22 protein-coding genes and 1 tRNA gene are annotated in these 23910 nt (G+C 71.3%); 17 read left to right on the top strand and 6 right to left on the bottom strand.

Annotated features, from left to right (window positions below; translation table 11 throughout):
- The first annotated feature begins 76 nt into the window (after positions 1 to 76).
- Positions 77 to 922, top strand: a complete 846-nt coding sequence (locus AMIS_RS04620) for a bifunctional DNA primase/polymerase (protein ID WP_014441037.1) — start codon at positions 77 to 79, stop codon at positions 920 to 922.
- Positions 923 to 1350: 428 nt separating this feature from the next.
- On the top strand, positions 1351 to 3156 hold the full coding sequence (locus AMIS_RS04615) for a GAF domain-containing SpoIIE family protein phosphatase (RefSeq protein ID WP_014441036.1): 1806 nt from the start codon (positions 1351 to 1353) through the stop codon (positions 3154 to 3156).
- Positions 3157 to 3226: 70 nt separating this feature from the next.
- On the opposite strand, the gene AMIS_RS04610 is transcribed toward AMIS_RS04615, so the two are convergent.
- Together AMIS_RS04610 and AMIS_RS04605 are read right to left on the bottom strand one after the other, a co-directional pair.
- Entirely contained in the window at positions 3227 to 4636 is a 1410-nt protein-coding gene (locus AMIS_RS04610; RefSeq protein ID WP_014441035.1) for a hypothetical protein, read from the bottom strand.
- Between the two features lie 52 nt (positions 4637 to 4688).
- Positions 4689 to 5729 (bottom strand): hypothetical protein, encoded by a 1041-nt coding sequence (locus AMIS_RS04605; protein WP_014441034.1) that lies wholly within the window; start codon positions 5727 to 5729, stop codon positions 4689 to 4691.
- A gap of 130 nt (positions 5730 to 5859) precedes the next feature.
- Between AMIS_RS04605 and AMIS_RS04600 the strand changes: the two genes are divergently transcribed.
- Positions 5860 to 6144 (top strand): DUF427 domain-containing protein, encoded by a 285-nt coding sequence (locus AMIS_RS04600; protein ID WP_014441033.1) that lies wholly within the window; start codon positions 5860 to 5862, stop codon positions 6142 to 6144.
- A 21-nt stretch (positions 6145 to 6165) separates the two neighbouring features.
- On the opposite strand, the gene AMIS_RS04595 is transcribed toward AMIS_RS04600, so the two are convergent.
- Positions 6166 to 6573, bottom strand: coding sequence for a hypothetical protein (locus AMIS_RS04595; protein WP_231859233.1), 408 nt, complete (start codon positions 6571 to 6573; stop codon positions 6166 to 6168).
- 346 nt (positions 6574 to 6919) lie between these two features.
- Here AMIS_RS04595 and fxsA point away from each other — a divergent pair, with 346 nt between their 5' ends.
- Genes fxsA through AMIS_RS04580 form a run of 3 tightly spaced genes read left to right on the top strand, consistent with a single transcriptional unit; the run spans position 6920 to position 10267 of the window.
- Positions 6920 to 7114, top strand: coding sequence for an FxSxx-COOH cyclophane-containing RiPP peptide (fxsA, locus tag AMIS_RS04590; RefSeq protein ID WP_014441030.1), 195 nt, complete (start codon positions 6920 to 6922; stop codon positions 7112 to 7114).
- A 7-nt stretch (positions 7115 to 7121) separates the two neighbouring features.
- The gene (locus tag AMIS_RS04585; protein ID WP_014441029.1) at positions 7122 to 8546 is read left to right on the top strand and encodes an aKG-HExxH-type peptide beta-hydroxylase; all 1425 of its coding nucleotides are present in this window, start codon (positions 7122 to 7124) and stop codon (positions 8544 to 8546) included.
- A gap of 47 nt (positions 8547 to 8593) precedes the next feature.
- The gene (locus AMIS_RS04580) at positions 8594 to 10267 is read left to right on the top strand and encodes a putative bifunctional diguanylate cyclase/phosphodiesterase (RefSeq protein ID WP_014441028.1); all 1674 of its coding nucleotides are present in this window, start codon (positions 8594 to 8596) and stop codon (positions 10265 to 10267) included.
- A 14-nt stretch (positions 10268 to 10281) separates the two neighbouring features.
- Here AMIS_RS04580 and fxsT read toward each other — a convergent pair whose 3' ends face one another.
- Complete coding sequence (fxsT, locus tag AMIS_RS04575) at positions 10282 to 12705, bottom strand: FxSxx-COOH system tetratricopeptide repeat protein (protein WP_014441027.1); 2424 nt, start codon at positions 12703 to 12705, stop codon at positions 10282 to 10284.
- Positions 12706 to 12798: 93 nt separating this feature from the next.
- Between fxsT and AMIS_RS04570 the strand changes: the two genes are divergently transcribed.
- Positions 12799 to 13116 carry an STAS domain-containing protein gene (locus AMIS_RS04570; RefSeq protein ID WP_014441026.1) on the top strand — a complete coding sequence of 106 codons (318 nt, stop codon included), beginning with the start codon at positions 12799 to 12801 and terminating at the stop codon, positions 13114 to 13116.
- Here AMIS_RS04570 and AMIS_RS04565 read toward each other — a convergent pair.
- Complete coding sequence (locus AMIS_RS04565) at positions 13106 to 14488, bottom strand: MFS transporter (protein WP_083888565.1); 1383 nt, start codon at positions 14486 to 14488, stop codon at positions 13106 to 13108. The genes AMIS_RS04570 and AMIS_RS04565 overlap by 11 nt on opposite strands.
- Positions 14489 to 14554: 66 nt before the next feature.
- Here AMIS_RS04565 and AMIS_RS04560 point away from each other — a divergent pair, with 66 nt between their 5' ends.
- The 10 genes from AMIS_RS04560 to AMIS_RS04515 all read left to right on the top strand — a co-directional run bounded on the left by AMIS_RS04560 (position 14555) and on the right by AMIS_RS04515 (position 23743).
- Positions 14555 to 15511 (top strand): GlxA family transcriptional regulator, encoded by a 957-nt coding sequence (locus tag AMIS_RS04560; RefSeq protein WP_014441024.1) that lies wholly within the window; start codon positions 14555 to 14557, stop codon positions 15509 to 15511.
- A gap of 45 nt (positions 15512 to 15556) precedes the next feature.
- A complete protein-coding gene (locus tag AMIS_RS04555; RefSeq protein ID WP_041830505.1) occupies positions 15557 to 17218 on the top strand; it encodes a GspE/PulE family protein in 1662 nt (553 codons plus the stop codon).
- Positions 17219 to 17300: 82 nt separating this feature from the next.
- A complete protein-coding gene (locus AMIS_RS04550; RefSeq protein WP_014441022.1) occupies positions 17301 to 18419 on the top strand; it encodes a type IV pilus twitching motility protein PilT in 1119 nt (372 codons plus the stop codon).
- Between the two features lie 4 nt (positions 18420 to 18423).
- Positions 18424 to 19656, top strand: coding sequence for a type II secretion system F family protein (locus AMIS_RS04545; RefSeq protein ID WP_014441021.1), 1233 nt, complete (start codon positions 18424 to 18426; stop codon positions 19654 to 19656).
- A gap of 87 nt (positions 19657 to 19743) precedes the next feature.
- On the top strand, positions 19744 to 20220 hold the full coding sequence (locus tag AMIS_RS04540) for a prepilin-type N-terminal cleavage/methylation domain-containing protein (RefSeq protein WP_014441020.1): 477 nt from the start codon (positions 19744 to 19746) through the stop codon (positions 20218 to 20220).
- A gap of 38 nt (positions 20221 to 20258) precedes the next feature.
- A complete protein-coding gene (locus AMIS_RS04535; RefSeq protein WP_014441019.1) occupies positions 20259 to 21038 on the top strand; it encodes a prepilin peptidase in 780 nt (259 codons plus the stop codon).
- A 21-nt stretch (positions 21039 to 21059) separates the two neighbouring features.
- Complete coding sequence (pilM, locus tag AMIS_RS04530) at positions 21060 to 22085, top strand: type IV pilus assembly protein PilM (protein ID WP_014441018.1); 1026 nt, start codon at positions 21060 to 21062, stop codon at positions 22083 to 22085.
- Positions 22082 to 22780: a hypothetical protein gene (locus AMIS_RS04525; RefSeq protein ID WP_014441017.1), complete on the top strand. Its 699-nt coding sequence runs from the start codon at positions 22082 to 22084 to the stop codon at positions 22778 to 22780. The genes pilM and AMIS_RS04525 overlap by 4 nt, the downstream gene beginning before the upstream one ends.
- A complete protein-coding gene (pilO, locus tag AMIS_RS04520; protein ID WP_014441016.1) occupies positions 22780 to 23394 on the top strand; it encodes a type 4a pilus biogenesis protein PilO in 615 nt (204 codons plus the stop codon). The genes AMIS_RS04525 and pilO overlap by 1 nt, the downstream gene beginning before the upstream one ends.
- A 97-nt stretch (positions 23395 to 23491) precedes the next feature.
- A complete protein-coding gene (locus AMIS_RS04515; RefSeq protein WP_231859231.1) occupies positions 23492 to 23743 on the top strand; it encodes a hypothetical protein in 252 nt (83 codons plus the stop codon).
- Between the two features lie 82 nt (positions 23744 to 23825).
- Here the strand turns inward: AMIS_RS04515 and AMIS_RS04510 are convergent.
- Positions 23826 to 23898, bottom strand: a tRNA-Ala gene (locus tag AMIS_RS04510).
- Between the last annotated feature and the right edge of the window lie 12 nt (positions 23899 to 23910).

Below are 23910 nucleotides of genomic sequence, written 5' to 3'. Positions count from 1 at the left end.
AGCTGGATCGCCTGGGGCACGCCGCATCACATCGCGCACGTGTTGAAGGAGCCGAAATAGTCGTACGCTTGTTCTAATGTCGCTCACGGCTGCCCTGGCGTACGCCCGGCACGGCATCCCCGTCCTGCCGGTGCACACGCCTGCCCGGGGTGGCGTCTGTTCCTGCGGCAAGGGGTCCCGATGCGATCACCCCGGCAAGCACCCGCTCCTGCGGCACGGCCTGCACGACGCCTCCACCGACCCCGAGCAGATCACGCTCTGGTGGACCCGCTGGCCGCGCGCCAACGTCGGGCTGCGCACGGGCGTGGTGATGGACGTGGCCGACGTCGACTCCGCGGAGGGCTGGCACGGCTTCCGCCACCTGCTGCGCGACGAGATCCCGGCCGGCCCTCAGGTGCGCACCGGCCGGGGCGGCCGTCACTTGTGGTTCCGGCCGACCGGGTTCGGCAACCGGGTCGGGCTGCTGCCCGGGCTCGACTGGCGCGGCGCGGGTGGTTACGTTCTGGCGCCGCCGTCACGGCACGCCAGCGGGGTGGACTACAGCTGGATCCGGCGGCCCGGGCCGGGCCTCCCGGCCGGTCCGGCCGCGCTGCTCGCGCTCATCGAGGGCCCGGCACCGCCGCGGGGCCGGCGGGTGGTGGCGCACCCCGATCGGTACGCGGAGGTCGCGCTGGAGTCGGAGACCGACCGGGTGGCCCGCGCGCCGGTCGGCGCCCGCAACGACACGCTGAACCGAGCGGCGTTCGCGCTGGGGCGGTTCGTGGGGGCCGGGCTGCTGGACGCTCCGACGGTCCGGCGGGAGCTGACGTGGGCGGCGCGGTGCGCGGGGCTCGGGCCGACGGAGATCCGGGGGACGCTGCGGTCCGGGTTGACGGCCGGGATACGGCAGCCGTTCGACAATCGGGGCGGCGCCGCAGCGTGAGCGGCGCGCGCCAAACGCGGCGCGAGCGCCAAACGCGGCGCGAGCGAACGCGGGTGAAGCGGCGCGCGGAAGGCGGGCGGCGACGTCGGCGGGCGCCCGCTCAATTGGCCGGCCGCGACGTTGCCGCGGCATCGAGGTTGCCGCGGCATCGAGGTTGCCGCGGCATCGAGGTTGGCGCGGCATCGAGGTGAGCGGGAGGCCAGGTCGGCCGGGCCGCGAAGGCAGGCGGATCGAGGTCGAGCGAGAGGAGGCCGTCGAGGGCCGGCCCTCGGGCGTTACTACCGGCGCCCTCGGGCCGGCGGGCGGAGGAGCCACCCGATGGGGTGGGGGTGGCCGTTCGGACAAGGGTGAAACGGATGATCGGATCGGCTTCGGAGCGGCTGCCACCGCCACTGCGCCGGTAGCCTGGCGAGCGGGACCGGGGGGCGATGGTGCTGCAGGAGGACGTGATCGGCGACGCCGAGCGCCGCATGCTCGCGGACCCGTTACGCCTGCGGTCGGTGCGCCGGATCATCGGCGGGCCCCGGCCGGACGAGGCGTTCGACCGGGTGGCGATGCTGGTGAACAAGCTGGTCGACGCGCCGATGGGCGTGGTCTGCCTGGTCGCCGAGGACAGGCAGTATCTGGCCGGCCAGGTGGGTGTGCCGGAGCCGCTCGCCACGGTTCGCGAGATGTCACTCACCCATTCGTTCAGCAGGCATGTCGTGATGGCCGGGCGCCTGCTGGCGATCCCGGACGTGCGGGCCGATCCGCGGACCCGGGACAACCCGGCGATCCGGGAGCTGGGCGCTCTGGCGTACGCGGGTGCCCCGATCACCGACCCGGACGGCCTGATCGTCGGCACGCTCTGCGCGGTCGACCGGGAGCCCCGGGTCTGGACGCCGAGCGAGATCACCCTGATCAGCGAGCTCGCCGAGGTGTGTTCCTCGGAGGTCTGCCTGCGGATCGCCCGGGTCGCGGCGGACGAGGCCCGCCGGGCCGCCGAGTCGGCGCACCAGCAGCTGGAGGTGCTCGCCGAGCTGACCGAGTCGCTGGCCGCGACGATGGACGTCGAGGAGGCGATGCGCCGGCTCGGTGACATCGTGTCGACCCGGCTCGCGGACTGGTGCGTGGTGACGATCGCCGACTCGCCGCGCGGTGCGGCGCACGTCTCGGCCGCTCACCGGCACGCGGATCGGGCCGCCGACATGGCCCGTCTCGCCGAGCTGGGCATGCGCTCGCACGCCGACCTGGACGCCATGGTCCGGGCGGCCCACCGGACGCGTGCGCTGCGCACCCCGGACGGCGCGGCCGACCTGCGGAGCCGGCTGCACGACGCCGAGCTCGCCGAGATCACCACCCGGGCCGGGTTCGGCGCGTCGCTGCTGGTGCCGATCACCTCGCCGGTGCGGCGGGAGACGCTCGGCGCGGTGCTGCTGGTGAAGCATCCGGACCGGGCGGCGTTCACCGCGGCCGAGGAGCGGACCGCGGCGGAGATCGGCCGCCGGGCCGGGCTGGCGGTGGAGAACAGCCGGCTCTACCGGGAGCAGCGGCACGTCGCCGAGGTCCTGCAGCGCAGCCTGCTCACCGAGTTGCCGGCGATTCCGGGCGTCGACCTGCACGCCCGTTATGTGCCGGCGCAGGACGGCGCGGCGGTCGGCGGCGACTGGTATGACGCTTTCGCTCAGCCGGACGGCAGCGTGATGGTGGCGGTCGGTGATGTCGCCGGGCACGACATCGAGGCCGCGGCGACCATGGGTCAACTGCGCAATCTGGTACGCGGTGACGCGTACGGCCGTGACGAGGAGCCGGGTGATCTGCTCTCCCGGCTCGATCAGGCGCTGCACGGGCTGCGCGTGCCGGGCGCCGCGACAGCGGTCCTGGCCCGGGTGCAACGGTCCTGGTCGGGCTGGGCGGTGAATTTCGCGTCGGCCGGCCATCCGCCGCCGCTGCTGATGCTGCCGGACGGGACGGTGCAGGTCTGGTGGGTGCCGCCGGAGCCGCTGCTCGGCCTGCCGCCGAGGGAGCCGCGGACCACCAGCCGCCGGTTCGTGCCGGCCGGCTCGACGCTTGTCCTCTACACCGACGGCCTGGTGGAGAACCGGCAGCGCCTCCTGGACGACGGTGTCGCCCGGATCGGCGAGGTGCTGAGCGCCGCGGCCGGTCGCACACCCGACGAGCTGGGCGAGTTGCTGCTGGCGGCCGCCCCGGACGGCAACGACGACATAGCGCTCCTGCTGGTCCGCCTCAACTGATCAAGGCTGCACCGCCTCAACTGATCAAGGCTGCACCGCTGAACCGATCAAGGCTGGACCGCGAAGTCGGTCAGACGGGCGCTTCGGTGACCGGCGGCCCGCCGTGGGTCCACGGCGTGTCTGCCGGGTCGGGGAAGGAGCCGCCCGGCCGGAAACCCTCGTTCAGCGTGGTCAGCACCAGCCGCTCCCCCACCTCGGGCACACTCCCCGGCTCGGCGACCAGCTTGCGGCCCATCCCGCCGGAGAGTTCCAGCAGCACGTCCACCCCGTCACCGGCCGGCGTCACCGAGATCACCCGTGCTTTCTGCGCGGTCCGGGCCGGCGAGGTGAGCGACGTGCCGGGCTCCATCCGTACCGGCTCGGTGGTGTGCACCATGATCCGCGGGCGGAGCGCCTTACGTTTGCCGCTGTCGTCGATCCGGTTCGGGTTGGCGAGTGTCACCACCCCGGCGAACGCGGCACCGGTGAGCCGGTGTTCGGCGAGCACCAGCGGGTCGTCGAAGGCGCGCTGCACGGCGTACCGGGCGGCGGCGTTCTCCAGCCGGGCGAGGCGCGCCGCGGCGGCCACCGCGCTGTCCCGCCGGGGCTGTGGCGCGCCTCCCTCGGCGATGTAGTCGGCGAAGGCGGTGTACGCGTCCCGGTCCGAGTCCCACCGCGACGACACCCGGTCGCCGACCGGCAGCCCGCGCAGCAGCCCGAGCGCACGCCACATCCCGTCCCAGGTCGGCAGGATCAGCTCGTGCAGCACGTCGGGCAGCTCGGGCGCGGACCGTTCGATCAGCGGCGCGAGCACCCGGTTGTCGAACTCCGGGTCGGTGGCGGGACCGGCGGCCGGCCCGTTCTCCGCGGCACGGGCCGCGGCGGCGCCCGACTCGATCCAGGCCAGCTGGGTGCCGAACTGGGCGTCCTCGGTGCCGCTCTGCCCGGTCGCCCAGTGCAGTCCCAGCGCCTGGACGGCGGTGAGCAGCAGCGCCGAGCCCGGCATCTCGGCGGCGCCGGTCAGGAACGTCAGCCAGCGGCCGAGCCGGGGCACACCGGCGGGCACCGGGTACTCGCCGTCGACCGTACGAAATCGGGTTGATCTTCCCAGCAGCCGGAGGAAGTCGACGCCGGCCGGGTTCGGTACCCAGAGTTGCGGCGCGTCCAGGTAGCGCAGGCGGACGTCCTTGCCCCGGTCGATCGGGACCTCTTCGCTCTCGGTCGCGAACGACTCCAGGTACGGCAGGAGTTCCTCGGCCAGCTCGGCGAAGAAGGCGAACCGGTCGTCGCGGTTGCGGGGCTGCCGGACCACGAGCAGCCTCGGCTTCGCCGGATCGGTACCGATCATGGCGGCGAGCGGCGCGTTCGCCTCGCCGGCCATGGCGAACGGGACGAGCACCAGCGGTTCGTGGTGGACGTGCAGGTGCCGCACGGTGGCGATCGGCTGCGCCCGACCGGTGGCGACGGCCTGCGCCCGCGCCAGCGCGGTGAGGGTGCTCAACGGCCGGCCACCCGGAATCGCCGGGAACCCGGCACGACACTCGTGACAGCGCTCATGACAGCGCCTCGGCGCGCAACCGCAGGGCGGCCCGCAGCAGCGCCGCCGACTCGGCCTGCTCCTCGGTGGGCTCCTGGCGGCCCTCGGCCAGCGCGAGCACCTCCTCGACGCTCTCGATGCCGCCGAGCGCCTCCCGGACGGTCCGGCCCAGCGCCGCGGTCCCGCCGGAGGCCTCGTGCCGGCAGTAGACCGAGAGTTCGCAGGCGGAGAGGCACTCCGGGGCGTACCGGGCCTCGACGTGCCCGAGGGCTTCGACCAGATGGAGGGGCTCCAGGGTGACGTCGAAGCTGACGCCCGGCGGCAGGGCCTCGATCAGCGACGAGACCGAGGCGAGCCGGGACAGCTGGCGGCGCAGCGTGGACATCTGTTTGCGGACGTCGAGGACGACGGCTTTCGGGTTGAGCGAGAAGTTCTCCGGGCAGACCAGCACCACGTTGTGGCTGACCAGGTCGGGGTCCTTGCCGAGACGGGTCAGCAGGTCGCGCAGGGCGAGCACGTAGACGGCGGCCTGCACCGCGGCGGCCGAGACCTTGGCGCTGTCCGCCTGGTCGTCGACGATCGCGAACGACTTGATCTCGACGACCTGGAGACGGCCCTGGTGGGCGTAGGCGACCAGATCCGGTTCCAGATAGACGGTCTGCCCGGCCACCTCGAGCGTGAGCAGCGGATGGTCGATCAGCGCGGCGTGCGCGTGGGCGAGCACCCGCTCGGTCTCCGCATGCCGGTCGCCGAGCGAGTCGGCGCCGAGATCCTGGTACGCCAGGGACGCGGACGCGCCGAGCACCGACCGCAGCAGCTCGCAGTCGTCGGCCTTGAGCATGGCCTCGAACGCGTTGCCCCGGGAGAGCGCGAACCGGGACTGGCCGAAGCTGCCGGGGAAGCCCAGCCGGTCGGCGAGCTTGAGTTTGTCGACTCCGGCGGCGTCCAGCACGGCGCGGCGGGAGCAGCCGGGGTTGCCGGTGAGCGCGGCGATCGTCCGTGCGTTGTGCCGCTTGGCCTTCGCGGGGCCGCGCAGATCATCGAGCCGGTTCTGCATGGTGCACTCCAGGGGGAAGCTGGGGACCAAGAGTAGATCTTCACACATGCGGTTTGCGAGGTTTCACCCACGAGAGGTGAAGAAAACGCACGTATCGGACACAAATCGCGAGGCGCGCTACGTTCGAGACATGCCGAAGGCCATCTGGAACGACGAAGTGATCGCGGAAAGCGACGACACCGTGGTTGTCGAGGGCAACACGTACTTCCCCCTCGCCAGCGTGCGGGAGGACGTGCTCGTCCCGTCCGAGACGCACACCGTCTGCCTGTGGAAGGGCAAGGCGTCCTACTACTCGCTGCAGGCGGGCGGGCACACCGCCCCCGATGCCGCCTGGTTCTACCCCGACCCGAAACCGGACGCCTCCGCGGTGCGCGACCGGGTCGCATTCCGCAAAGACGTCCGCGTCGAAGCCTGAGACCACCGGAGGGAGGCCCGCTCACGTGATGCGCGGGTGGGCCTCCTCGATCGCGCCGACCTCCAGATAGTCCAGCATGTCCTGCTGCTCCGCCGGGTCCAGCGCCTCGAACGCCGCGTAAGCCTCGTCCCGCGCATGGGTGGTCTCGGCCGCCAGGAGCGCGATGATCGCCGACCAGGCCAGCGACACCCGGTCGAAGAGCCGCGCCCGGCGCAACGACGTGAGCCGGGAGAGCAGTCCCACCTTCGTCGCCGCGTCGTCGTCGGCGGGCACCCGGTCGCAGAGCTCGAAAAGGGCCTTTCCCCGGTACGGATGCTCGGACTCGACCATCCGCGCGAGCTCCGCGTTGCTCATCTGGTCCACCGGCGGCGCCGGGCCACGACGGGGCAGCGAAGGGGTGGGTTCACCGGGCACGACTGTCACGTCCACTCTCGAATCCGTTGCCGGGTGTCTGATGCGGCAACGTGGGGGTGTTCTCAAAGGTGGGAAACGGCGGCGCGGCCGGCATCACCGGCTCGTCCGTCCCCTCCGCGGTCTGATCGGCCAGCCCGGAGGCGGCGCCCCGGGTCCGGTGCACGCCGTCGTCGGCGCCTGGCTCTGCACCCAGCACGATTTCGCCCTCCGTTACCGCTTGCGGTCGTGTTGTCCCATGAGATCACGGGAATGCAACCCTGTGCGAGCACCCACGGTAGTGACTCCCGCCGGTCACCCGACCCGACGACCGCCGTAACCTTGCGGCAACGCATCGACCGAGACCGAGGCAGGACCGGAGGAGATGCCCGTGGAGGCAGGTCAGGACGGCGGAGAGACGCCGGAGCAGTGGCGATCCGTGCTGATCGACGTCTCCCGCGCCACCCTCGCGGAGCTCGTCGCGACCGACGACTCGGCCCTCGCCCACGCCCTGCGCCGGGTCACCGACGAGCTGGATCGGCCCGGTGAGCCGATCGCCGGCTTCAACTCCGCCATCTGACCCGCGGATGCGTTCCCCGGCCTTCCAGCTCAGCGACGCCGCTCTCGCCGCCCTCGGCGCCGGCCGTCCGGACGCCGGCACCCTCGACACGCTGCGCCGCGCCCAGGTGAGCCGGACCCTCCTGCTGCTGCGCGAGCTCCGGCGCCGGCATCCGGCCGCCCCCGCGTGGTACTCCCGGATCCTCGCGGCCGGCCCGGACGAGGCGAACCGGCTGATCGCCGATCCGATGACGAGCCTCTGGGCCGCCCGCGCACTGCGCGCCGGCGACCGGGCCGAGGACGTCGAGATCCAGGGACGTCCGCTCACGGCCGTTTCCCACGACCTTCATCTGCGGGTACGGGTGGACGACTCCAGCCCGCTGCGGCACGAGTTCGGCCTGCCGCCGTCCGAGCCGCTCACCGGGGCCGAGCGCGACCACTGGCAGCGCTGCCTCGACGACGCCTGGCGGACCCTGGTGACCCGGCACCGCCCGGCCGCCGAGATGCTCGCCGCGATCCTCCGGGTGATCGTCCCGGTCCGCCCCGACCCGTCCGCCGAGGGGATCAGCGCCACCTCCTCGGAGGCGTTCGGCGCTGTCGCCATGTCGGCCCCGGCGGACGCCACCGCGCTCGCGGTCGGCCTGCTGCACGAGACCGTGCACAGCGTGCTGAACGCCACGAACCTGCTGTTCGACCTGGTCGCACCCGGTGGCGGCAGCGGTTATTCGCCCTGGCGCGACGATCCGAGACCGGCCTCCGGCGTGCTCCACGGCACCTACGCCTATCTGGCCGTCACCCGGTACTGGCGAACCGAGCTGGCGCACGCGGACGACCCCGGCGCGGCGTTCGAGTTCGCCCGCTGGCGGGTCGCGGTCGCCGATGCGGCGCGGCGGCTGCTCGCCGGTGGCGAGCTGACGCCGGCCGGCGCGCGGTTCGTGACGGCGCTGCTCGACGAGGTCCGGCCGTGGCTGGACGAGCCGGTCGACCCGGAGGCGGTCCGGCTGGCCGACCTGGCCCGCACCGATCATCACCTGCGCTGGCGGCTGCGGAACCTGACCGTGGCGCCGGAGGACACCGCCGCCCTGGCCGCGGCCTGGCGGGAGGGCCGGCCGCCACCGCCGGTGCCGTCGATGCCGGCGCACGTGGTGGGCCGGGCCCTGGAGAACAGTCCCCGGCTGCGCCTGGCCCGGGCGTACCTGCGGCGGGACGACGACGACCCGGCGGGCGGCGTGTCGGCCGGAGACTCCGCTTGTGTCCGGGGTGATGCGGGGGCCGCTGTCACGGCGTACCACATTGATCTTGAGAAGGACCGCGACCAGGACCTCACCTGGGCGGGCCTCGCCCTGGTCTCCCCGCGCCCGAGCCTGCGCTCCCGGCCGGAGCTGGTGAAGGCCGCCGCCCTGGCCGTTCCCGAGGCCCCGGTGGACGAGCTCGCCGATTGGCTCGCCGGATAACTCATCTGCACCGCCGGCGGACCGATACGACTCGCCGGAGGTGGCTCGTGGGTCGTCACGCATTCTTGGATCGGGTACGGGTCGGTGTCGACGACACCGTCGTGATCGCCTCGCTCGTCCTGCTCGCCTGGCCCGCCGAGGGCGGTCCCTACCCGGGGGCGCACCCCGGTGGGCACGTCGTGCCGCTGCTCGCGGCGCTCTGCCTGGGCCTCGCCGTCCTGCTGCTGGACGGCGGACGGCCGGCGCTGCGCACGGCGGTCACCGCTGCCGCGCTTGTCACCGCCGGGTTCCGCCAGCTGCACGGCGAGCTCACCCCGACCGCGGTCGGCCTGGTGCTGCTGGTGGCGATCGCGGTCCTGGCCCGGGAGTACCTCGGCAGGCGAGTCAGCGCCGACCTCTCCCGGCAGCAGAGCCTGCTCGCCCAGCACGCGTTCCGCGACTCGCTGACCGGCCTCGGCAACCGCCGGATGTTCCTGGAGTACGCCGACGGCGTGCTGCACGAGCCGTCCCGCGCGCAGACCGCCGTGGTGATCGTGGACCTGGACGGGTTCAAGGCGCTCAACGAGTTCCACGGGCACGAGATCGGCGACAACCTGCTGCGCGCCGCCGCCGACCGGCTCTCCACGAACGTCCGGGCCGGCGACACGGTGGCCCGGCTCGACGGCGACGAGTTCGCCGTGCTGCTGCCCGGTGTCGAGGACGAGCAGGCGGCGATCGCCGTCGCCGAGCGGGTCCTGACCGAGCTGCACCGGCCGCTCACCGTGGCCGGTATCCCGATGAGCGTGCGCGTCAGCGCGGGCGTCGCGGTGGCCGGCCGCAACGAGCGCCTCGACTCCGTGCTGCGCCGCGCCGACCAGGCGCTCTTCCGGGCCAAGCAGGAGGGTGGCGGGGTCGCCCGGCGGTTCGACCCGGTGCGCTTCGCCGCCGCCGAGGCTCGCCGCCGTGCCGAGGCCGACCTGCTGCGCGGGCTGGACGCCGGCGAGTTCGAGGTCTACTACCAGCCGATCGTCGACCTGGCCGGGGACGACCGGACCGTCGGCGTGGAGGCGCTGATCCGCTGGCGGCACCCGGAGTACGGCCTGATCCCGCCGGCCGACTTCCTCGACCTCGCCGAGTCCCTCGGCCTGCTCCCCCGGATCGGCGGCTGGGTCCTGGAGGAGTCCTGCCGGCAGGCGATCGCCTGGCAGCGGCAGTTCCCCGGATTCGAGCTCAACGTCAACCTCTCCGCGTCGCAGCTCGGCAACCCCCGGCTGATCGACGAGGTACGCGAGATCCTGGACCGCACCGGCCTGCCCCCGAACGACCTGGTGCTGGAACTCACCGAATCGGTGGCGCTCACCGACCTGGACGAGTCGGCCCGGGTCCTCGGCGGGCTCAAGTCCCTCGGCGTGCGGCTGGCCCTGGACGACTTCGGCACCGGTTTCTCGTCGCTGAGCCACCTGAGCACCCTCCCGGTCGACGTCGTCAAGATCGACCGCTCGTTCGTGCAGGGCATGCCGTCCAGCGGCGGTGCGTCGGTGGCCGAGGCCGTGCTGCACATCGCCCGCACCTTCGACCTGGCCCCGGTCGCCGAGGGCGTCGAGGACGCCGCGCAGGCGGACTGGCTGCGCGGGCTCGGCGCCGGGCGGGCGCAGGGTTACCACTTCGCCCGCCCGATGCCGGCCGACGAGGTGACCTCGCGGCTGGATCAGGAGGCGCTGGTCTCGGAACGCGCTGCTTAGACGCGCGGCTCAGCTCAGAGCGGCGGGAGATCGATGTCGGTCTCCAGGCGAACGCCTTCGGCGGTCCTCCGGAACACCGGGTGGCCGTCGCCGAACGCCTTCGCCAGCGCGTCCAGCGCCTGCTGCCGTGCCGCCTCGTCGCCGTCACCGAGCGCCAGGTTCCACGCGCAGGCCGCCGTGTCCGGGTGGTCCACGCCGCGCACCTGACGGGATCGGCGCAGGGTGTCCGCGGCCAGCTCCCGGGCCGGTTGCGCCTCGCCGGCCGCGGCCAGGTCCGCCGCGTACCCGTTCGCGCAGCTCAGCGTGAACGGATGGTCGGCGCCGACACTGCGCCGCAGGCCACCGAGCACCTCATGGTCGATGGTGCGGGCCTCGGCGTACCGGCCTGCCGCGCGGACCACGGCGGCCAGCCCGGCCGAGGCGGCAAGCGTGAACGGATGCTCGTCGCCGAGCACCGCGTGGTAGCGGATCACCGCCCGTTCCAGCAGCTCGTGAGCGCCGGTCAGGTCGCCCTCGGCGCGGGCGCAGTGCGCCAGCGAGACCGCGGCGGCGAGCGTGTCGACGCTCAGGTCACCGAATTTCTGCCGGCACGCCGCGAAGTTGGCGGCGGCCAGCTCGCGGGCCTCGGGCTGCCCCCGGCGGCGGGCCGCCATCGCGGCGAACCGGCCGGCCCAGAGCGCGAACGGGTGGTCGGCGGGCACCCGTCCGGACGGCTGGCCGGCGAGCACCGCCGCGGCGGCGGCGAAGTCGCCCAGCCCGTACAGGTCGAAGGCGAGGCCGGTGCGGGACGACAGCGTCTCCGGGTGGCCGTCCACGAAGATCGCCTGCCGGTGCCGGAGCACCTGCTCGTCGATCGTCCGGGCGCCCCGGAAGTCGCCGAGCAGCCGCAGGTCGGCGGCGAGGTTGTTGGCACAGCGCAGCGCGGTCGGGAAGCTCTCGCCGAACAGCCGCCGGTAGCGGACCAGGTTGTCCGCGTCGAGCTGCCGGGCCTGCCCGAAGTGGCCCTGCATCCGCAGGTCGCCGCCGACGCTGTTGGCGGTCGCCAGGGTCGCCTCGTCGTCGGCGCCGAAGACCTCGCGCTGGGTGCGCAGCGTCTGCAGGTTCAGGTTCCGGGCATCCGAGGTACGCCCCACCGCCCGCAACGCGTTCGCCAGATGGAACGCGGCGAGAAGCGTCTGCTCGGCCGTCTCGCCGAGCGCGTCACGCCAGCGGGCCACCGCCGACGACGCCAGGTCCCGGCTGGAGTCGTAGTCACCCCGGGCGAAGTGGAACCGGATGCAGTTGATGACCAGCTGACGAACCTCCTCGGCGTCGCCGCCGAGCAGGTCGGAGTGGATCAGGTGCGGCGCCAGCTCGGCGTACCGGTACCAGCCGGCCGGGTTGTCCGGGTCGCCCGGGTCGGCGGCCGCCAGCATCCCGCGGACCGTGCGCAGCAGCGCGGCGTGCCGCTCCGAGCTGAGCTCCTGACCGAACATGCCCCGGACCAGCGGGTGCACGGTGAGGCTCTCGCCGGCCGGATCCAGGTCGGCCAGGCCGAAGCGGCCGATCCGGCGCATCGCGGCCCGCAGCCGGCGCTCGACCCGGACCGTGCGGGCGACCTCACCCTCCAGCGGCAGGGTGCGCGCCGCCCAGAGCAGTCGCCAGGAAATCGGCGCGCTGGCCAGGAACGTGCAGAGCTCCAGCAGGACCCGGTCGGCCGGCGCGTCCTCGCCGAGCGCCTCGGCGGCCAGTCCCCAGGCCACCCGGATCGGGGTGGGGAAGGCCAGCTCGGCGGCCCGCTCGTCGTACCGGCGCAGGTACTCGCTCAGCGGCCAGCCGGCGGCCTCGCGCACCGCGGCGGCCAGGTCCAGCGCCATCGGCACGTCGTCGAGACGGGACGCCAGCTCCTCGGCGTCGGCCGCGGACAGCTCCGGCGCCCGGGCGCGCAGCAGGTCCACACTGTCCGTCCGGTCGAAGACCGGCACCGGCAGCGCCTGTGCCACCTCGGCCGTCCATCGTGGGTTCCGGCTGGTCACCAGCACGTGCCCGGCGCCGCTCGGCAGGTACGGCATGATGTCCTCGGGCCGGTTCGCGTTCTCGAAGACGACGAGCCAGTTGCGGTACGGCTCGCCCCGGCTCAGCGCGTCGCGCACCGCGCCGAGTGTCCGGTTCAGATCACGCGCCTCCGGGATGCCGAGCTGCTGTGCCAGACCGGCGAGCGCGGCCCGCATCCCGGCGTTCTGCTCGGCCGGGATCCACCAGACGAGGTCGTAGGTGTCGGCGAGGCGATAGGCATATTCCACCGCCAATTGGGTACGTCCGGTACCGCCGAGCTGGTGATCCGGGCTCGGCAGCAGCACCACCGGACCGTTGCCGAGCAGACCGCGCACCCGGGTCAGCAATTCCTCCCGGCCCACGAAGCGGGGGTTGCGCGGCGGCAGGCCGCCACGGATCGGCACACTGTGCTCCTCACGTGTTGGTGATGCCGATTACCGTACGTGGAACCCCCGCCAACGCAAAGCGGGCACGCGCTCGAGACGGAAGGCTCCCCGGTGACTGATGAGATCGTGACGAGTCTGGATGTCGCCGACGGCACGGCCACGGTGACGCTGCAGGGCGAGATCGACATTCTGACCGTGGAGCGGCTGCGGGTCGTGCTGGGCGAAGCGGTGGCGAGCCGCCCGCGCGAGATCGTGGTGGACATGGCAGGTGTGGCGTTCATCGACTCGACCGGTCTCGGCGCCCTGATCTCCGGTTTTCAGCGCGCCCGGGACAAGTCGATCGCGTTCCGGCTGGCCCACCCCAGCGCCAACGTCCGGCAGATCCTGGTGCTGAGCGGGCTGCTGGAGGTCGTCCGGGTCACGCCCTGACGGCTTTGGTTTTGACGGCTTTGGTTTTGACGGCTTTGGTTTTGACGGCTTTGGTTTTGACGGCTAGGCCCAGATCGGGCGAGATGGTCTTGATCTTCTTGCCGGCGAAGAGCATCAGGCTGAGCACCGAGGCGAGGATGGCCAGGGCCCCCGCGCCGTACCAGGCCATCGTGTACGCACCGAGCTGATCGCGGACCAGGCCGGCCGCGGTGGCCGCGATCGCCGCACCGAACTGGTGCGAGGCGAAGACCCAGCCGAAGACGATCGGGCCGGCCGCGCCGAAGTACTCCCGGCAGAGCGTGACCGTCGGCGGCACCGTCGCCACCCAGTCCAGGCCGTAGAAGAGGATGAAGACCAGCATGCTCGGGTGCGCGGTCGCGGCCAGGATGGACGGCAGCACCAGCAGCGACAGCCCGCGCAGGAAGTAGTAACCGCCGAGCAGGATCCGGCTGTCCACCCGGTCGGTCAACCAGCCGGACGCGATGGTGCCGACGATGTCGAAGACGCCGACCAGGGCGAGCAGGCCGGCCGCGGTGGTCTGCGGCATGCCGTGGTCGTGCGCGGCCGGGATGAAGTGCGTGCCGACCAGCCCGTTGGTGGTCGCGCCGCAGATCGCGAACCCGCCCGCCAGCAGCCAGAACGCTCGGGTCCGCGCGGCGTCCCGCAGTCCGCGCAACGCGGTGCGGGCTGCGCCTCGGGGTTGGTCGATCCGGGAAGCGCCGATGCCTCCGTAGGCGGTCACCCCCAGGTCGGCCGGAAAATCTCTCAACCGCCAATAAATCAGGGGTACGACGAGAAGCGCCGCCACCGAGACGGTCAGAGCGGCCGTCCGCCACCCGTCCGACCCGGCGATCCGGGACAGCACCGGCAGGAAGATCAGGTTGCCGGTCGCGCCGCCCGCCGTGAGCACGCCGGTGACCAGGCCGCGGTGCTTGACGAACCAGCGCCCAGTGATGGTGGCGACGAATCCGAGGGCGAGCGACCCGGTGCCGAGGCCGACCAGGACGCCCCAGCAGAGCATCAGCTGCCAGCTCTGTGACATCCACAGGGTCAGCCCGGAGCCGGCCGAGACGAGCAGCAGCGCCGCCGCCGCGACCCGCCGGATGCCGAACCTGTCCATCAGGGCGGCGGCGAACGGGGCGGTCAGGCCGTAGAGCAGCAGGTTCACCGACACGGCGGCCGAGATGGTGCCGAGTGACCAGCCGAACTCGTCGTGCAGCGGCTGGAGCAGGACGGACGGGGTGGCGCGGAAACCGGCCGCGCCGATCAGCGCGATGAAGGTCACCGCGGCCACGGTCCAAGCGGGGTGGATTCGTCTCACACCCGGATTCTGCGGAATCCGGCACCACCGATCGAGTGGCCGGGAGGCCATGATGCGCAAGAATCGAGCCATGCCATCCAACCTCCCCGCCCACCACCCAAGATCGGACTGAAGGCTGTGCATATCGTCGCCGTCCTGGCGTTGGAGGGTGTGGTCGCTTTCGACCTGGGCACGCCCGTGCAGGTGTTCCGGTCCGCCCGCCGCGCCGACGACGAGCTTCTCTACGACGTACGGGTCTGCGGTCCCGGCCCGGTTCGCAGCTCGGCCGGCTTCACCGTGATCCCCGACCACGGCCTGGAGACGCTGCGGATCGCCGGCACCGTGGTGGTGCCCGGCGTCCACGGCGTCGGACCGATCCTGGACGGGACCATCGATCCGGAGATCCGGGACGCGCTGCGCGCCGCCGCCGAACGGGGCGCCCGGATCGTCTCGATCTGCACCTCCGCGTCGGTCCTGGCCGCGGCCGGCCTGCTCGACGGGCGTCCGGCGGCCAGCCACTGGGCCTATGAGCGGGTTCTGCGCCGGCTCTACCCGGGCGTCGGATGGGACTTCGACGTGCTCTTCATGGACGACGGCGACGTGCTGACCTCGGCCGGCGTCGGCGCCGGGATCGACCTCTGCCTGCACATCGTGCGAGCCGACCACGGCAGCGAGGTGGCCAACCGGGCGGCCCGCCGGTGCGTGGTGCCGCCCTGGCGGGACGGCGGCCAGGCCCAGTTCATCGAGCGGCCGGTGCCGTCCGCAGCCGGCAGAGGCACCGAGGCGACCCGGGCCTGGGTGCTGGAACGGCTGGCCGAGCCGGTGAGCCTGGAGGAGATGGCGGCGCACGCGCGGATGAGCGTGCGCACGTTCACCCGGCGCTTCCGGGACGAGACCGGGCTCAGTCCCCGGCAGTGGCTGCTGCGCCGGCGGGTGGAGCAGGCCCGCCTCCTGCTGGAGTCCACCGACCTCGGCGTGGAGGCGGTGGCCCGGCGGGCCGGACTGGGCAGCGCGACCGCATTGCGGCAGCATCTGCACGCCACGATCGGAGTGGCACCTTCCGCCTATCGCCGGACGTTCCGGCACACGGGGTGACTCAGCAATCCGGTGCGACGTCCGATGGGTCCGTCGGAGGACTCGATGGATCAAACGTTCCGCCCGCTGCTCGATGCCCTCAAGCAGATCGGCGTCGACCCGCACGCGGTTGATGCGGCAGCCGATGAGGCGCAGCGCAGCGGACGGTCGGTACGCGCTGTCCTGATCAACGACCAGGTGGTCACCGAGGAGCAGCTCACCAAGGCCGCGGCCGCCGCGTTCGGCATCAACACGCTGGACCTGGTCGGTTTCACTCCGGACCCGACAGCGCTCAAGCGCATCCCGCTGCCGGTGGTGCTGCGTCACCGGGTCCTCGGCCTCGCCATCAACGACGGCGAGCTGGTCGTCGGTGTGACCGACCCGGCCGACGTGGTGGCGCTGGACGACGTGCGCGCGGCGACCGGCATGACCATCCGCCCGGTCGTGGTGGCCCGCAGCGAGGTTCGCCGGATCATCGAACGCCTCCAGCGCGAGGGCGCCGACCTCGCCGACCTGGCCGACGAGGTCGAGGACTCGGCCATGTCCGCGCAGGCCACCAGCACCGAGGACGCGCCGATCGTCAGGTACGTGAACAGCCTGATCGAGCAGGCCGTCATGAACCGCGCCTCCGACCTGCACCTGGAGCCGACCGAGGACGACATGCGGGTGCGGTACCGGATCGACGGCGTGCTGCACGAGCTGGACATCGTGCCGCGCGGCGTGATGGCCGCGCTCACCTCGCGTATAAAGATCATGTCTGGCGTCGACATCACCGAGAAGCGGCTGCCGCAGAACGGCCGGATCAGCGCGCTTATCCGGGACCGGACCGTCGACCTGCGTACCGCGACGCTGCCCACGGTCTGGGGCGAGAAGATCGTGCTCCGCGTCCTGGACACCGGCGGCATCGACCTGGACCTCTCGAAGCTGGGCTTCACCCAGCACAACCTGGACCGGTTCAGCGCTTCGTTCACCAAACCGCACGGCATGGTCCTGGTCACCGGCCCGACCGGCTCCGGCAAGTCCACCACGCTCTACGCCACCCTCGGCAAGATCAGCCGGCCGGAGATCAACGTGATCACCGTGGAGGACCCGGTCGAGTACCGGTTGCGCGGGATCAACCAGGTGCAGGTCAACGCGAAGGCCGGGCTGACGTTCGCCTCGGTGCTGCCGGCGATCCTGCGGACCGACCCGGACGTGGTGCTGATCGGCGAGATCCGGGACGGCAACACCGCGCAGATCGCGGTCGAGGCCGCGCTCACCGGCCACCTCTTGCTCTCCACCCTGCACACCAACGACGCGCCGGGTGCGGTCACCCGGCTCACCGAGATGGGCATCGAGCCGTTCCTGGTCGGCTCGTCGCTGGACTGCGTGCTGGCACAGCGGCTGGCCCGGCGGATCTGCGACTGGTGCAAGGAGGCGTACGCGCCGACCGAGGAGGAGATCATGGCCGCCCGCTGGCCGATGGAGGACCTGGCCTACCCCGAGGTGCTGTACCGGCCGGTCGGCTGCCGCAACTGCGCGAACACCGGTTACAAGGGCCGGATCGCGCTGCACGAGGTGATGCCGGTGACCGCGGAGATCGAGTCGATGACCATCCGGCGGGCCTCGGCCGGCGAGATCCGCGAGGCCGCCCTGGCCCAGGGCATGTACGACCTGCGCTCCGACGGCCTGGCCAAAGCCGCCGGCGGGCTGACCTCGATCCGGGAGGTCTCCCGGGTGGCGGTCTGACCGGTGGCGGGCCATCACTAAAGCGCGTCCCCGCCGTGCCGATTCAACAGGCATCGGACAGTGAAAGGACTGGGAGCGAGAGATGGACACGATCGAGCAGGTTCGGCCGCCCGAGACGGCCGCCACCTCGGACGATCTGGACGTGCTCGACCAGTTGCTCGTCACTCTGGTGGAGTCACGCGGCTCCGACCTGCACCTGACCGTCGGCTCGCCGCCGATGATGCGGGTCGACGGCGGGCTGCGGCCGGTGCCCGGCTACGGCAAGCTGAACGCCTCGGACACCGAGCTGCTGGCCCGCGCGGCGGTCACCCCGGCGCAGTGGGAGACATTCCAGCGCGTCCAGGAGATGGACTTCGCGCACAGCATCGTCGGCGTCTCCCGGTTCCGCGGCAACCTCTACCGGCAGCGGGCCTCCTGCGGCGCGGTCTTCCGGGCCATCCCACACAAGATCAAACCGCTGGACGAGCTCGGCATGCCGGAGTCGGTGGCCCGTTTCGCCCACCTGCCCCGCGGCCTGGTGCTGGTGACCGGCCCGACCGGTTCCGGCAAGACCACCACGCTGGCCTCACTGCTCGACCTGGCGAACCGGAGCCGGGCCAACCACATCATCACGATCGAGGACCCGATCGAGTTCCTGCACCCGCACAAGCGCAGCGTGGTCAACCAGCGCGAGGTCGGCTCGGACACCGAGAACTTCGCCACCGCGCTCAAGCACGCGCTACGGCAGGACCCGGACATCATCCTGGTCGGCGAGCTGCGTGACCTGGAGACGACCGCGACCGCGCTGACCGCCGCGGAGACCGGTCACCTGGTGCTGGCGACGCTGCACACGCAGAGCGCAACCCAGACCATCGATCGGGTCATCGACATCTTCCCGCCGCACCAGCAGCTGCAGATCCGCGCCCAGCTGGCCGCCAGCCTGCAGGGCGTCATCACCCAGGCGCTGGCGCCGAAGGCCGACGGCAAGGGGCGGGTGGTGGTCGCCGAGATCCTCACCGCGACCCCGGCCATCCGCAGCCTGATCCGCGAAGGCAAGTCGCACCAGATCCCGTCGTTCATGCAGGCCGGCGCGAGCGAGGGCATGCTCGCCTTCGATCAGCACCTGGCCGAGAAGATTCGGGAGGGCGCGATCACCATGCAGACCGCGCTGGAGATCAGCCACTCACCGGACGAGCTCAAGCGGCTCGTGGGACGGGCGTGATGTCATGCCGGCCACCAAGACCTTCAACTACAACACCATCGATGCCCACGGGAAGAAGTCCAAGGGCACGATCGAGGCGCCGAACGAGGCCGCCGCCACCCACATGCTGCGCCAGCGTGGCGAGGTGCCGCTCGGGCTGACCCTGGCCGGGCAGGGCCTGCAACGCGAGCTCAAGATCCCTGGCCTGGGCAACCGGGTCAAGCTCAAGGACCTCGCGGTGTTCGCCCGCCAGTTCGCCACGATGACCGCGTCCGGCATGTCGCTGCTGCGATCGCTCGCGATTCTCGAGGAGCAGACCTCGTCGGTGCCGCTGAAAAAGGCGATCGCCGAGGTACGCGCCGACGTCGCCGGTGGCGGGGCGCTCTCCTCCTCGATGGCCAAGCACGACCGGGTCTTCCCCCGGCTGATGATCGCCATGATCCGGGCCGGCGAGACCGGCGGCATGATCGACAAGGCTCTGGTGCAGATCGCGGAGAGTCTGGAGAAGGACACCGCGCTCCGCGGCAAGATCAAGGGCGCGCTCACCTATCCGGCGATCGTGCTGGGGTTCACCTTCGTACTCATCGCCGCGGTTTTGATCTTCATCGTCCCGATCTTCGAGTCGATGTTCAAAAGCCTCGGTGGCGAACTGCCGGCGATCACCCAGTTCCTCGTCACGGCCAGCCACAACATGGTCTGGATCGGCCCGCTGATCATCGGCGTCGGGGTGGCCACGAGCATCATCTACAAGCACCAGATGCGGACCAGTCCCGAGTTCCGGTTCCGGATCGACGGGCTCAAGCTGCGCATGCCGGTCTTCGGGCCGCTGCTGCGCAAACTGGCGATGAGCCGGTTCTCCCGCAACCTGGGGCTCCTGCTCAACGTCGGCGTGCCCGTCATGCAGGCGCTGTCCGTGGTCGGCGAGACCACCGGCAACGAGGTCATCAACGTCGCGATGAAGGACGTCCAGGCCGCCGTCCGTGACGGTCAGCCGATGTCCTCCGCGCTGCGCAACCACAAGATCTTCCCCGAGATGGTCACCCAGATGATCGAAGTCGGTGAAGAAAGCGGCCAGATCAGTCAGATGCTGGACAAGGTTGCCGACTTCTACGACAGAGAGGTCGACGAGGCAGCCGAATCCCTGACCGCGTCGATCGAACCGATCATGGTGCTCATCATGGGCGCCGTGGTCGGCGGCATGGTCGTCTGCCTCTACCTGCCGATGTTCACGATCTACCAGAACATCCAGACGAGCTGATCCACGAACCCCCCGGCCGCTCCCGACGGCCGGCTTCGCACCGCCCCTTCCCCACCCCACCCTCACACGCCCTGGAGGCACCCCGAAATGCAGGACGTCATCGCCGAGCTGCGCGCCAAGAAGGACGACGAAGGCTTCACCCTGATCGAGCTTCTCGTGGTCGTGGTGATCATCGGTGTCCTGGTCGCCATCGCGGTCCCGGTCTACCTGAACTACCGCCAGGGTGCGGCGGACAAGTCGGCGCAGTCCGACGTCCGGGGCGCGATCAGCGCGGTGGAGCAGTACTACACCAACAACGGCAACGCGTACCCGACCGCGGCGGCCACCGCCACCGCCACCGGCAACGTCACCTCGCTGGAGCTGCCGGCCATCGGCACCGGCACCAAGGCCACCATCACGCTCTCCGACAAGACTCAGCTGGCCTACGTCCCGAACGGCACCACCGCCTACTACATCTGCGCCAACAACACCGGCGGCAGCGACAAGTGGTACCTCTACGACAGCTCCACCGGCGGTTCGGTCAAGACCGCCAGCAAGGAGCTGTCCCTCACCACCTGCAAGTGATCTTGCAGTAACGCCCGCCGCGAGCCGAGAGGAACGACATGACGGAGACGCTGATGCTGCTCTGCCTCGTCGGGGTGCTCGGTCTCGCGGTGGGCTCGTTCCTCAACGTCGTGATCTACCGGGTGCCGCGCGGCGAGTCGCTGGTGCGGCCCGGTTCGCACTGCCCGCACTGCGGCAACCCGGTCCGGGCCCGGCACAACGTGCCGGTGCTCGGCTGGTTGCTGCTGCGCGGCCGGTGCGCCGACTGCCACGCTCCGATCAGCGCCCGGTACCCGCTCGTCGAGGCCGGAACGGCAGCACTGTTCGTAGCGGTCGGCACCCGGTTCGGCTGGTCCTGGGAGCTGCCCGCCTACCTCTACCTCGCCGCCGTCGCGATCGCCCTGTCGCTCATCGACCTGGACGTCATGCGACTGCCCGACCGGATCGTTCTTCCCTCGTACGCGGTGGCCGCCGCCCTGCTGATCCCGGTCTCCCTGGCCGCCGGCGACCCCGGCGCGGTGCTCCGGGGCCTGGTCGCCGCCGCCCTGCTCTACCTCTTCTACCGGGTCCTCTCCCTCTGGGGCCTGGGCGGTGGCGACGTGAAGCTCGCCCCGCTGCTCGGCTTCTACCTCGGCTGGCTCGGCTGGAGCGCGGTCGCGATCGGCGCGTTCGCCGCCTTCCTGCTCGGCGGGATGGTCGGCGCCGTCCTGCTCGCGCTCAAGCTGGCAAGCCGGAAAACCAGGATCCCGTTCGGCCCGTACATGCTGGCCGGCGCTTTTCTCGCGGTCTTCGCCGCGGCGCCGGTCAGTGGTTGGTACAGCAATCTGCTGCTCGTCTGAATCTCCCGGGAAGGAACCTCGATGGCTGGCGCACCACCGATCGGGCTCGACATCGGCTCGTCCTCCATCCGGGCCGTCGAGGTTCGCCGCTCCAAGGACGAGTACACGCTCACCAATTTCGGGCAGTACCCGTTGCCGGCCGGCACCGTCTCCGGCGGCGTGATCCAGGACCCGGTCGTGGTCACGTCGGCGCTCAAGCAGCTCTGGGCGGCGTGCAAGTTCGGCACCAAGAAGGTCAGCCTCGGCGTCACCAACCCCCAGCTGGTGGTACGCGAGATGTCCATCGCCAACCTGCCCGCCAACCAGATGAAGCAGGCCCTGCCGTTCCAGGTCAAGGAGGCCCTGCCACTCGCGGTCGAACGCTCGCTGCTGGACTTCTACCCGCTGGAGGAACCGGGCGACAATCCGACCGTACGCGGTCTGTTGATCGCCATGCCGAAGGACGCGGTGGTGACCCTGGTGCAGGCGGTGCAGAAGGCCGGCCTGCAGGTCAACGACGTCGACCTCGCGTCGTTCGCGCTGCTGCGCTCCGCGTCGCGGCTGGACGCCCAGGTCGAGGCGATCGTCGACATCGGCGCCAACATCACCAGCGTCGTGGTGCACGCGGACGGGGAACCGCTCTTCGTGCGGACCCTGCCGCGCGGCGGCGCCGAGATCACCGAGAGCATCGCCACCCGGCTCGGCATCGACGTGACCGAGGCCGAGACGCTCAAATGCCGGTTCGGCATGCACGGCGACGGCAACCCGGACACCGTCACGGCGCTGACCGACGCGGTCCGGTCACTCTCCAGCGAACTGCGCAGCTCGTTCACGTATCTCGCCTCGGGCGAACGGCAGAAGCAGGTCACCCGGGTCTCGCTCTGCGGCGGCAGCGCGCTGATGCCCGGCCTCGCCGAGCACCTGCAGGAACAGCTCGGTGTCGCGGTGATGTACGCGGACAGCACGGCCCGCCTGCGCGACACCCGGCGGGCACGGGAACGCGGATTCGACAGTTTCGTGCCGTCGGCGGCGGTGTCGATCGGCCTCACCCTGGGAGCGACCCGATGACCACGGTCCTGATGCCAGTGGACCCCTCGGTCTCACCGCAACAGGCGGCCCGGGTGCTCAGCATCCGGGCGGACCTGCTGCCACCGGAGATCCGGGACAACCGGCGCGCACGGCGTACCAGGGGCTTCATCCTGGTCTCGCTGGCACTGGTGCTGGCCCTGCTCGGCAGCTGGTACTGGTACGCGGTGCAGGATCTCGACGAGGCCCGCGCGCTCAACGACGCCGCCTTCACACAGCTCACCGACGTGCGGCGGGACCAGCAGCAGAACGAGCGGGTGCAGGCCCTGATCAAGGTCGAGAACGGCCAGGCCCTGCTCACCAAGGAGCTGACCGCGGTCCTCGGGAACGACCTCTCCTGGGCGAACCTGATCAACCTGGTCCTCGACAAGGCCGACGACCACGACGTGACGATCAACGAGATCACGCCGTCGCTGAACAACGAGAACACCGGCACGACGGAGGTGAGCGGCACCGTCGGCGAGGTGCTCCTCACCGGCAAGGCGAAGACCAAGAAGATCATCGCGGACTACCTCGACGCGCTCGCCGACACGAAGGACCTCTCCAAGCCCTTCGTCAGCACCATCACCGACGACACCAAGGCCGCGTCGTTCAGCATCTCCCTCTACATCACCGACGAGGCGCTCTGCGGCCGCTTCGTGGACGACGACCACCTCTGCCCGAGCGAGGGAAAGTGATGAACGCCCGACGCGTCGACAGCATCTGGCTCATCGGCGGCATCTCGCTGATGGCCGCCATGATCATCGCCAGCTGGTTCATCGTGATCAAGCCGAAGTACGCCGACGCCGACTCGGAACGTGAGCAGGCCGGCACCATCACCGTCCAGGTGAGCAGCCTGAACAGCAAATACTCGGAGCAGAAGAAGCGGGCCGAGGACCTCGACGAGTACATGGCCGACCTGGCGACCTATCAGGAGGCCCTGCCGCAGGTCAGCAACACCAACGAGATCCCCGCCTTCCTGCGGCGGCTGCAGACCCTCGGAACCGACCTGAGCGTCCGGGTCAACGCCTACACCGCGGCCGATCCGGCGACCTCCACCGACGCCGGCACGGTCACCGAGCTACCCATCAACATCAACGCCACCGGTACGGTCACGAACCTGACCAAGTTCATCAAGCAGCTCCAGACCACCCAGCCCCGGGCCCTGCTGATCGAGAGCGCGGCGATGACCCGGGGCTCCGGCCGGACGGCCACCCTCCAGGTGTCGATGAACGCCTTCATCACCGCCTCGGAGACCGCCGACCTGGAGGAGCTGAAGAAGTCCCTGGACGATGACTCCACCGACTCCTGATTGCCACCGCCCCCGGCTGGGCATGGATCGACATATGGCTCTGGTGCGGAAAGGATCCCGTCTGATCACGGTGGATGGCGTCACATACCGGTGGCGCGTGCGGAAACGCCCATCCCGCCCGGCGCCGCTCTCCTTCGCGGTGGAACAGGCCGACCGCCGAGGCGCCGTCCTGCTCGCCACCATGCCCGACACCACACCGGCCGACTGGATCGGCCCACCCAGCACACCGGTGGTCCCCTCCATCGTCGCCGAGGTGGTCCGCCGGGGCCGGGAGCGCGGATGGCGCCCGGAGCAGACCGGCCCCGCCTTCCCGATAACCGTGGGCCGAGACATCTGGGCAAGCCGCTGACCGGGGCAGGGCGAGCAGCGCGGTGGCCGCAGGAGGGGCAGAACGAAAAACGCCCGGACCGAAGTCCGGGCGTTCGCAAGGGTGGAGCTGAGGGGACTCGAACCCCTGACCCCCACACTGCCAGTGTGGTGCGCTACCAGCTGCGCCACAGCCCCTTGCTTTCGTCC

This window comes from Actinoplanes missouriensis 431 (assembly GCF_000284295.1).
GTDB classification, from domain to species: domain Bacteria; phylum Actinomycetota; class Actinomycetes; order Mycobacteriales; family Micromonosporaceae; genus Actinoplanes; species Actinoplanes missouriensis.
The sequence above is the reverse complement of the archived record's forward strand: the minus strand, read 5'-3'. Positions and strand labels throughout refer to the sequence as shown.

What these genes read in the sequence shown, in the direction of transcription:
- AMIS_RS04600 (WP_014441033.1), top strand. Translation starts at nt 5,860, where the DNA reads ATGCCGAAGGCCATCTGGAACGACGAAGTGATCGCGGAAAGCGACGAC.
- AMIS_RS04550 (WP_014441022.1), top strand. Translation starts at nt 17,301, where the DNA reads ATGGACACGATCGAGCAGGTTCGGCCGCCCGAGACGGCCGCCACCTCG.
- AMIS_RS04535 (WP_014441019.1), top strand. Translation starts at nt 20,259, where the DNA reads ATGACGGAGACGCTGATGCTGCTCTGCCTCGTCGGGGTGCTCGGTCTC.
- AMIS_RS04540 (WP_014441020.1), top strand. Translation starts at nt 19,744, where the DNA reads ATGCAGGACGTCATCGCCGAGCTGCGCGCCAAGAAGGACGACGAAGGC.
- AMIS_RS04605 (WP_014441034.1), bottom strand. Translation starts at nt 5,729, where the DNA reads ATGCAGAACCGGCTCGATGATCTGCGCGGCCCCGCGAAGGCCAAGCGG.
- AMIS_RS04615 (WP_014441036.1), top strand. Translation starts at nt 1,351, where the DNA reads ATGGTGCTGCAGGAGGACGTGATCGGCGACGCCGAGCGCCGCATGCTC.
- pilO (WP_014441016.1), top strand. Translation starts at nt 22,780, where the DNA reads ATGAACGCCCGACGCGTCGACAGCATCTGGCTCATCGGCGGCATCTCG.
- AMIS_RS04620 (WP_014441037.1), top strand. Translation starts at nt 77, where the DNA reads ATGTCGCTCACGGCTGCCCTGGCGTACGCCCGGCACGGCATCCCCGTC.
- AMIS_RS04585 (WP_014441029.1), top strand. Translation starts at nt 7,122, where the DNA reads ATGCGTTCCCCGGCCTTCCAGCTCAGCGACGCCGCTCTCGCCGCCCTC.
- AMIS_RS04545 (WP_014441021.1), top strand. Translation starts at nt 18,424, where the DNA reads ATGCCGGCCACCAAGACCTTCAACTACAACACCATCGATGCCCACGGG.
- fxsA (WP_014441030.1), top strand. Translation starts at nt 6,920, where the DNA reads ATGCCCGTGGAGGCAGGTCAGGACGGCGGAGAGACGCCGGAGCAGTGG.
- AMIS_RS04555 (WP_041830505.1), top strand. Translation starts at nt 15,557, where the DNA reads ATGGATCAAACGTTCCGCCCGCTGCTCGATGCCCTCAAGCAGATCGGC.
- pilM (WP_014441018.1), top strand. Translation starts at nt 21,060, where the DNA reads ATGGCTGGCGCACCACCGATCGGGCTCGACATCGGCTCGTCCTCCATC.
- AMIS_RS04525 (WP_014441017.1), top strand. Translation starts at nt 22,082, where the DNA reads ATGACCACGGTCCTGATGCCAGTGGACCCCTCGGTCTCACCGCAACAG.
- AMIS_RS04565 (WP_083888565.1), bottom strand. Translation starts at nt 14,488, where the DNA reads ATGGCCTCCCGGCCACTCGATCGGTGGTGCCGGATTCCGCAGAATCCG.